We start from the raw sequence: 8,425 nt of genomic DNA, 5'->3' as shown, positions 1-8,425 counted from the left end.
CTCGCCGAGATCGAGGAGGCGATCGAGGGGCCGAGCGGGGAGCTGCACGCGCTCTGCCTCGCCTTCGCCGCCGAGGCGGTGGAGGACGAGCGCATCCTCGCCTCGCTCGCCATCCCCGAACCGGCCTGGGACGCGGTGCGGGCGAGTTGGCGCCGGGGCGACCCGAGCCTCTACGGGCGCCTCGACTTCTCCTACGGCGGGACGGGACCGGCCAAGCTCCTCGAATACAACGCCGACACGCCGACCGCCCTCTACGAGACCGCCGTGTTCCAGTGGCTCTGGCTCGAACAGGGGCTGGAGGACGGGCGCCTGGCCCCGGGCAGCGACCAGTTCAACGCGGTCCACGAGCGGCTGATCGCGCGACTTTCCGAGATCGCGCCGCCGGGCCTGTTCGCCTTCGCCGCCGATGCGAGCGGGCCGGAGGACCTCGGCACCGCCGGCTACCTGCAGGATTGCGCGGTGCAGGCCGGCTGCGAGACGATCCTGCTCGACCTCGCCCAGATCGGCCTGCGCGCGGACGGGGCCTTCTGCGGGCCGGACGAGCGGCCCTTCGCCGCCCTGTTCAAGCTCTACCCCTGGGAATGGGCGTTCCGGGACGCGTTCGGCCCGGCGGTCGCGGCCTCGCCGACGCGCTTCCTCGAACCGCCCTGGAAGATGGTCCTCTCGAACAAGGGCCTGCTCGCCCATCTCTGGGCGCGCGAGCCCGGCCACCCGAACCTGCTGCCGGCCTATTTCGAGGGCGACCCCGCCTGCGCCGGCCTGGGCGCCTGCGTGCGCAAGCCGCTGCTCTCGCGCGAGGGCGCCAACGTCGAGATCTTTTCGGGCGAGGGGGTGCGCCTCGCCGGGGAGGCGGGGCCCTACGGCGCCGAGGGGTTCATCCGGCAGGGCTTGGCAGACTTGCCGGATTTCGACGGCCGCCGGCCGCTCGTGGGCTCCTGGATCATCGGGGATGCGCCGTCCGGCCTCTGCATCCGCGAGTCGGACGGGCCGATCACCGGCGACGGCGCCCTGTTCGTGCCACACCTGATCGAGCCGGCCTGAGCGCGCACGAAAAAGGGGCCGGACAGGATCCGGCCCCTCCCGTCGCGGGATGCGTCCGGCTCAGCGGCCGGCGGCGCTGTTGCCGCCCCCGGCGCTGCCCGCGCCGCCGCCCATGGTGCCGCCGGTGGTCGAGCCCTTCGCGGCTCCGGGCGCCATGGTGCCCGTCGAGCCGGTGGTCGCCCCGGCGCCGCCGCCCGTCGTGGGCCGCATGCTGTCGCCGGTGTTGTTCCGCATGGGGCTGGCGCCGTCGGTGGTGCCGCCGGTCCCGCCCTTGCCGGTGCTCGACTGGGCGAGCGCCGCCCCGGAGACGGCGAGCGTCAGCGCGGCGGCCAGAGCGATGGTTTTGGTCGGCATGGTGCGTTCCTTCCCTGATTGCGAATCGTGGAAGACGAACCCGCCGCCCCCAGCATGGTTCAGCGCCAATTCGTCGCCCCGGCCGCGCCGGGCCGGATCGGTGCGGCCGCGACGCTGCGTCCGCCCTGCCGAAACGCCGCCGAACCCTATATGCAGCGATGCCGTGACCGAGATCCTGTTCTACCACCTTCAGCGCCAGCCCCTCGAGAAGGTGCTGCCGAGCCTCGTCGAGAAGTCGCTCGAACGCGGCTGGCAGGCGGCCATCCAGGCGGTGAGCGAGGAGCGGCTCCAGGCGCTCGACGACGGCCTCTGGACCTACACGGACGAAAGCTTCCTGCCGCACGGCACGGACCGCGACACGGATGCCGCGACGCAGCCCGTGGTCCTGACCCTGCGGGAGACCAACCCCAACGCCGCCTCGATCCGCTTCCTCGTGGAGGGCGCCGAGCTGCCCGAGGATGCGGCGAGCTACCAGCGCATCTGCATCCTGTTCGACGGCACCGACACCGACGCGCTGCTCCACGCCCGCGAGCAGTGGCGCGGCGCCAAGGCCGCCGGCCACGCCGTCGCGTACTGGCAGCAGGACGAGAGCGGACGCTGGACCAAGAAGGCGTGAGACCCGCGCGCCGTCCGACGGCGCGGCGCGACCAACCGGCCGAGGATCCCGAGAGACCGATGACGCAAGCCTTGTCTCACCCATCCCGGACCGCAACGGCCCGGCTCTGCCTCGCCGGCGTCCTCTCCCTCGCGGTCGGGCTCGGACCGCTGCCGGTGCTCGCCCAGCACGGCCCTTCCCAGGGCGATGGACAGAGTCAGGCGCAGGGACGGGGACAGGCCCAGCCACGCAAGGCGCCGGAAGGACGCCGCCTGCCGCCGGACGCCACCACCGAGCACAGCGTCGGCCTGCCGAACGGGCGCACGCTCGCCTTCACCGCCACCGCCGGCAGCCTCGCCCTGGTCGACGAGGAGGGCAAGCTCCAGTCCGAGATCGCCTTCATCGCCTACTCCAAGGCGGGCAAGCCGGAGGAGGCCGCCGCCCGGCCGATCACCTTCGGGGTCAATGGCGGGCCGGGCGCGGCCTCGGCCTATCTCAATATCGGCGCGATCGGCCCCTGGCGCCTGCCGACCGACGGCGCCTCGATCAGCCCGTCGCAGACGATCGCGCTCCAGCCGAACCCCGCGACCTGGCTCGACTTCACCGATCTCGTCTTCATCGATCCCGTCGGCACCGGCTACAGCCGGGCCGCGGACGGCGACGGCAAGAAGTACTGGAGCGTCGATGCCGACGCCTCGGTGCTGGCCGCGGCGATCGCCCGCTACCTGCGCCAGAACGACCGCCTCGCCTCGCCGAAATTCTTCGTCGGCGAGAGCTACGGCGGCTTCCGCGGGCCGCTGATCGCGCAGAAGCTGCAGCAGGATGTGGGCGTCGGCCTCTCGGGCCTCGTGCTCCTCTCCCCCGTGCTCGACTTCGCGTGGCTGCAGCCCTCGCGCACCACGCCGTGGGGGTTCGTGACCAAGCTGCCCTCGTTCGCCGCCGCCGCCCTGGAACGGGCGGGCACGCCGCCGAGCCGCGAACTCATGAAGGAGGCCGAGGCCTACGCCGCCGGCCCCTATCTGACCGACCTCCTGAAGGGCCCGTCCGACCGGGAGGCCGTGGCGCGGCTCTCGGAGAGGGTCGCGGCGCTGACCGGCCTCGACCCGGAGACCGTGCGGCGTCAGGCCGGGCGGCTCACCACCCACAGCTACCAGCGCGAGGTCGGCCGCGACGCCGGCCGGGTCGCCTCGGCCTACGACACCGGCGTGACCGGCTGGGACCCGGATCCGACTGCCCCGCAATCCGGCTTCGAGGACCCGGTGCTCGACGCGCTGCAGGCGCCGCTGACCACCGCCATGGTGCAGCTCTACCAGGGCCGCCTGAACTGGCGCGTCGAGAACATGCGCTACGAACTGCTCAACGGCGCGGTCAACCGCGGCTGGAACTGGGGCACGGGCCGCTCGGCGCCGGAGGCCATGGGCGCCCTCAAGGACGTGCTGGCGCTCGACGGCCGGGTGCGGGTGCTCGTCGTCCACGGCTTCACCGATCTCGTGACGCCCTACTTCACCTCGAAGCTGCTCCTCGACCAGATGCCGGTCTACGGCTCGGCCGACCGGCTCAAGCTCGCGGTTTATCCCGGCGGCCACATGTTCTACACGCGGCCGGACTCGCGCAACGCCTTCCACGACGACGCCGCCGACCTGTTCGCCCGAGCGCTGGAAACGCGCTCCGACGGCAGCGCGAAGGGCGGGAACGCATCGGGCGACACCGTGCCGGAGAAGAGACCGACGCCTTGAGACGTGTACTGGCCCTTCTGCCCGCCCTCTTGCTGGCGGGCTGCACCGGCGCGGAGCGCCGCGAACCGATCCAGCCGCCCCCTCCGCCGAGCGCGGTGCTGCCCACCGTCCCGGCGGCGCCGGCCGCTTCGCTCGGCCCGGTGCTCGACGGGAACGGCGCCTGCACCGGAGCGGCGCCGGCGACGGCCACCGCGATCGAGACCGGGATCGGCGAGTGCGATCTCGTGCGCCTGAAGGGCCGGCCGCCCACCGACGTGCTGGTCGGCGAGGGCCGGGCCGGCCGCGAGGTGCAGGTGCTCTACACCGAGCCCGGTGCCAAGGAGCTGTATTTCTTCGTGAACAACCGCCTCGATCGCATCGTTCGTTAACGCGCGGATCGATTGGGCTCGCGCTTGCTTCCATCCCGGCCGGTCAGGCCGGACAGGCGAGGCGCGCGATGGCACACGAATACCGGTTCGGCATCGAGGAGGAGCTGTTCCTGGCGAGCAGCCGCACTCGGGCCGCCCCGCGCGAGTCGGTCTCGGCCTTCCACAAGGCGGCGCGGAGCCGGCTGGACGGCGTCGAGCGCGAGATGCTGGAGAGCCAGACCGAGATCAGCTCCAAGCCCTCGGCGAGCTTCGCGGAGACCCACGAGGCGCTGGCCAAACTCCGCACCGGCCTGTGCGCCATCGGCCGCGAGCACGGCCTGAAGGTCTTCGCCGCCGGCACCCATCCGACCGCGATCTGGACCGATCAGCGCGAGACCGCCAAGGTCCGCTACCGCAAGATGATCGAGACGCTGCAGATGGTGGGGCGGCGCTCCATCGTCAGCGGCCTGCACGTCCATGTCGAGGTGCCCGATCCGGACCAGCGCATCGCCCTGATCAACCGGCTGATGCCGTTCCTGCCGGTGCTGCTGGCGCTGTCCACCTCCTCGCCCTTCTACGAGCGCCACCGCACCGGGCTGGCCGGCTACCGCCTGCGGGCCTATGCCGAGCTGCCGCGCACCGGTCTGCCCGAACTGTTCGACGGCCGGGACGATTTCGAGCGCTACGTGCGGGTGATGACGCGGGCCGGCGCGGTCGAGGATGCGACCTACTTCTGGTGGCATATCCGCCCGTCGGTCCGCTACCCGACCCTCGAATTGCGGGTCGCCGACAGCTGCACCCGGCTCAAGGACACGCTGGCCGTCGCCGCGCTCTACCGCTGCCTCGTGCGGCTCTGCGTGCGCCGGCCCGAGCTGAACGAGACGCCGACGGGCGCCTCGCGCGGCTTCGTGATGGAGAACCTGTGGCGGGCGCAGCGCGACGGGATCCACGCCGCCCTGATCGACGAAGCGACGGAGGAGGCGGTGCCGGTGCGCCACCTCGTCGGCCGCCTGGTCGATCTCGTCGCGGAGGACGCCGCGGCTCTGGGCTGCGCCGCCCAGGTCGCCCACGCCCTCACCATCGCCGAGTGCGGCTCCAGCGCCGACGGCCAGATCCGCGCCTACGAGGCGTCGCTCGCCGCTGGCGGCAGCGAGCGCAAGGCGCTCTCCTGCGTCATCGACTGGCTCGCCCGCGAGACGGCGAACTGCGACGCGTGACGGGGCGCCGCCGGCCCGCCCAGGAACATCGGCCGCCCGCTCCGGTTGCTCCGACAGGTACGATTCCGCCTTGAGGAGACTTCCATGAGAACGCCAATCACCGCCGCCGCCTGCCTGCTCCTGCTGGGCGCGGCGGGGATGCCGGCCCATGCCCAGTCGGTCGGCGAGAAGACCGGCGTGAATTCGCTGATCGGCGTCGCCCCCTCGTCCCAGGACTTCGTCACGCAGGCCGTGATCAGCGACATGTTCGAGGATCAGTCGAGCAAGCTCGCCCTGGAGAAATCGGACGAGAAGACCAAGGCCTTCGCCAAGAAGATGATCGAGGACCACAAGAAGACCTCGGACGAGCTGAAATCCGTGGTCCAGACCGGCGACATGAAGCTCACCCTGCCGACCGCCCTGGATTCGAGCCATCAGAGCAAGCTCGACAAGCTCAAGAGCCTGAGCGGCGAGGACTTCACCAAGCAGTATCACGACGATCAGGTGACGGCGCACAAGAACGCCACCGACCTCTACAAGCGCTACGCCGACGGCGGCGACAACGCGGCGCTCAAGGCCTTCGCCATCAAGACCAAGCCGCATCTCGACGAGCACCTGAAGATGGCTCAGGACCTCGACAGCAAGAAGTGATTTTTGCGTCTTTTGGGGCGGCGTTCCTCGGTGAGCGCCGCCCGTTCCACGATCAGTCCTCTGGGAGATTGTTCGACCTGCCTATTCTGGCAGCCTGAAGGCTCCTCATGCTGAGGTGCTGCGGTAGCAGCCTCGAAGCACGCCGCGACGCTTCTCCCGCGGGCCTGTGCCATGGGATCGACCGTTCCGGCGTGCTTCGAGGCCGAGCTGGCGCTCGGCGCCTCAGCATGAGGAGCGATGGCGCGACCTCAAACCTCCCTTAGGCAAGCACCGAGGCAAGGCCGGCGTTTTTCCCTCACCCAACCTTTGCCGAGAACGCCGCCGCCTTCGCGCGGATCACCTCGGCGGCCCGGTCGATGCCGGCGCGGTCCACGTCGAGATTGGCGGTCGCGCGGATCTGGTGCGTTCCGATCGCCCGGACGCGGACATCCTCCTCCAGGCAGGCGGCGGCGAAGGTCGAGGCGGTGATGCGCAGGCCCTCCACCGTGAAGCACAGGATGTTCGACTGCCCGGCGGTCGGGTCGAAGGCGAGGCCCGGCACGTCGGCGATCGACCGATGCAGGCGGCCCGCATTGGCGTTGTCCTCGGCGAGCTGCGTCATGTGGTGGTCGAGGGCGTAGAGCCCCGCCGCCGCCAGCACGCCCGACTGGCGCATGGCGCCGCCGAGCCGGTACTTCCACTGCCACGCCTGCTCGACGAAATCCCGCGTTCCGGCGAGGACCGCCCCGACCGGGCAGCCGAGGCCCTTGCTGAGATCGATCCAGGCGCTGTCGAAGCCGGCCGCGTATTCCGCCGCCGAGAGGCCGGTGGCGACCACCGCGTTGAGCAGGCGCGCCCCGTCGATATGCGCCTTCAGGCCGCGGGCCTGGGCATAGTCCCGGATCAGGCGCATCTCGCCGATGTCCCAGACCGTTCCGCCGGAAAAGCTCGTCGTCTGCTCGATCGAGACCAGCCGCGAGCGCGGCGCCGTGCGCTGCGGAACCCGGATCGCCGCCTCGACCTGGGCGAGGGTGAACAGCCCCACCCGGGTCGGGAGCGCCTTCACCGAGACGCCGCCGATCGCCGCCGCGCCCGCGGCCTCCGTGTTGTAGATATGGGACTGGTCATCGACGATGATCTCGTCGCCCGCCCGGCAATGAACCAGGATCGAGGCGAGGTTGCACATCGTGCCCGACGGCATGAACACGGCCGCCTCCTGGCCCATCATCGCGGCCACGCGCTCGCACAGGGCGTTGGTGGTCGGATCGGAGTTCGACTGCTCGTCGCCGACCTCGGCCCGCGCCATCGCCTCGCGCATGCCCGGCGTCGGACGCGTCTGGGTGTCGCTGAACAGGTCGATCATGGCGCGTCCATTCTTTGCTCGGTCTCGGCCCGCCGGCCCGTGGCAGCCCTCGCAGCCTAGCCCCCTGAATGCATGAAAAATTCAATCGGCCGCAAGCCGGCCGGGTCCCCGATCGACGATCGTCTCCGGAGGCGCAGCACTTTCCACGGAACTCACGAAGCTGGGAACGGCTACGTATCTCGACAGGCGGTAGCAGCAAGTCTAGGAATTGAGATGCGAAAAATCGCATGTAAAATTCTTTGAGAGCTCGATGAATAGAATTGAGCCCAGTATCGGGATCAGCCGCCGCTACCTTCACGATGAGGTGGCGGACCGGATGCGCGAATTGATCAACGAGGGCGAGCTGGAACCGCGGGCGCGCGTCAACGAGAGCGAGCTGACCGAACGGTTCGGGATCTCCCGCACGCCCCTGCGCGAGGCGATCAAGATCCTCGCGACGGAAGGGCTGTTGGAGCTGCTGCCCAACCGCGGCGCCCGCGTCGCGAGCATCTCGCGCACCGAACTCGAGGAGATGATCGAGGTCGTCGCCGGGCTGGAGGCGACCGCCTGCGAGCTCGCCTGCCGCTCGATCTCCGAGGACGAGCTGGGCACGATCGAGGCGATGCACCGGGAGATGGTGGCGGCGTGGCAGGCCCGCGACGAGGCGAACTACTTCCGCCTCAACCGCGAGATCCACGAGGCCATCATGCTGGCGAGCCGCAATGCCAAGTTGCGCAGCCTCTATCTCGGCCTCACCGGCCGGATCCAGCGCTCCCGCTACAGCGCCCACCAGACCGAGGCGCAGTGGGCGCAGGCGGTGGAGGAGCACGAGCAGATGGTCGTGCTGCTGCGCGCCCGCGACGGCGACGGCCTCGCCGCGCTGATGCGCCGGCACATCCGCTCGAAGAAGCCGGTCATCGCGGCGATGTACGGCGAGGAGGAAGACGGAGGAGCCCGCCTCACCGCCCCTTGAAGTTCGGCGGGCGCTTTCCGAGGAAGGCTTCCATCCCCTCGCGAAAATCCTCGCTCATGTAGGTCATCAGGATCAGGTCGTCGCCGGGCCGCTCGCCCTCGGTGGCCTCCGTAGTGCCCTCCTCGGCGATGCGGCGCAGGCCCTCCTTGGTCGCCCGGAGGGTGAGCGGCGCGTGGCTCGCGAGCAGGGTGGCGAGCGCCTCGGCGCGGGC

9 protein-coding genes and 1 pseudogene are annotated in these 8,425 nt (G+C 70.7%); 7 read left to right on the top strand and 3 right to left on the bottom strand.

Going from position 1 to position 8,425, the window contains the following annotated elements; genetic code table 11:
- Positions 1 to 1,041: glutathionylspermidine synthase family protein (locus MFF42_RS12375; protein WP_238256016.1), on the top strand; the 1,041-nt coding region annotated here is incomplete at its 5' end.
- A gap of 60 nt (positions 1,042 to 1,101) precedes the next feature.
- Here MFF42_RS12375 and MFF42_RS12370 read toward each other — a convergent pair.
- Positions 1,102 to 1,395 (bottom strand): hypothetical protein, encoded by a 294-nt coding sequence (locus tag MFF42_RS12370; RefSeq protein ID WP_238256015.1) that lies wholly within the window; start codon positions 1,393 to 1,395, stop codon positions 1,102 to 1,104.
- 163 nt (positions 1,396 to 1,558) lie between these two features.
- On the opposite strand from MFF42_RS12370, the gene MFF42_RS12365 reads away from it, so the two are divergent.
- The 5 genes from MFF42_RS12365 to MFF42_RS12345 all read left to right on the top strand — a co-directional run bounded on the left by MFF42_RS12365 (position 1,559) and on the right by MFF42_RS12345 (position 5,920).
- Complete coding sequence (locus MFF42_RS12365) at positions 1,559 to 2,011, top strand: DNA polymerase III subunit chi (protein WP_238256014.1); 453 nt, start codon at positions 1,559 to 1,561, stop codon at positions 2,009 to 2,011.
- Between the two features lie 59 nt (positions 2,012 to 2,070).
- Positions 2,071 to 3,726 carry a S10 family peptidase gene (locus MFF42_RS12360; RefSeq protein WP_238256013.1) on the top strand — a complete coding sequence of 552 codons (1,656 nt, stop codon included), beginning with the start codon at positions 2,071 to 2,073 and terminating at the stop codon, positions 3,724 to 3,726.
- On the top strand, positions 3,723 to 4,094 hold the full coding sequence (locus MFF42_RS12355; RefSeq protein ID WP_238256012.1) for a hypothetical protein: 372 nt from the start codon (positions 3,723 to 3,725) through the stop codon (positions 4,092 to 4,094). Before MFF42_RS12360 ends, MFF42_RS12355 begins: the two co-directional genes overlap by 4 nt.
- Before the next feature lie 68 nt (positions 4,095 to 4,162).
- Positions 4,163 to 5,290, top strand: coding sequence for a carboxylate-amine ligase (locus tag MFF42_RS12350; protein WP_238256011.1), 1,128 nt, complete (start codon positions 4,163 to 4,165; stop codon positions 5,288 to 5,290).
- Positions 5,291 to 5,374: 84 nt separating this feature from the next.
- A complete protein-coding gene (locus tag MFF42_RS12345) occupies positions 5,375 to 5,920 on the top strand; it encodes a DUF4142 domain-containing protein (RefSeq protein ID WP_238256010.1) in 546 nt (181 codons plus the stop codon).
- Positions 5,921 to 6,215: 295 nt separating this feature from the next.
- Here MFF42_RS12345 and MFF42_RS12340 read toward each other — a convergent pair whose 3' ends face one another.
- The gene (locus MFF42_RS12340; RefSeq protein ID WP_238256009.1) at positions 6,216 to 7,262 is read right to left on the bottom strand and encodes a threonine aldolase family protein; all 1,047 of its coding nucleotides are present in this window, start codon (positions 7,260 to 7,262) and stop codon (positions 6,216 to 6,218) included.
- Positions 7,263 to 7,512: 250 nt separating this feature from the next.
- Here MFF42_RS12340 and MFF42_RS12335 point away from each other — a divergent pair, with 250 nt between their 5' ends.
- Entirely contained in the window at positions 7,513 to 8,214 is a 702-nt protein-coding gene (locus MFF42_RS12335; protein WP_238256008.1) for a GntR family transcriptional regulator, read from the top strand.
- Here MFF42_RS12335 and MFF42_RS12330 read toward each other — a convergent pair.
- Positions 8,201 to 8,425, bottom strand: a pseudogene (locus tag MFF42_RS12330) (enoyl-CoA hydratase); the annotation flags it as partial. The gene MFF42_RS12335 and the pseudogene MFF42_RS12330 sit on opposite strands and share 14 nt — an antisense overlap.

It is taken from the genome of Methylorubrum podarium, assembly GCF_022179745.1.
In the GTDB taxonomy this organism is placed as follows: Bacteria; Pseudomonadota; Alphaproteobacteria; order Rhizobiales; family Beijerinckiaceae; genus Methylobacterium; species Methylobacterium podarium.
The sequence above is the reverse complement of the archived record's forward strand: the minus strand, read 5'-3'. Positions and strand labels throughout refer to the sequence as shown.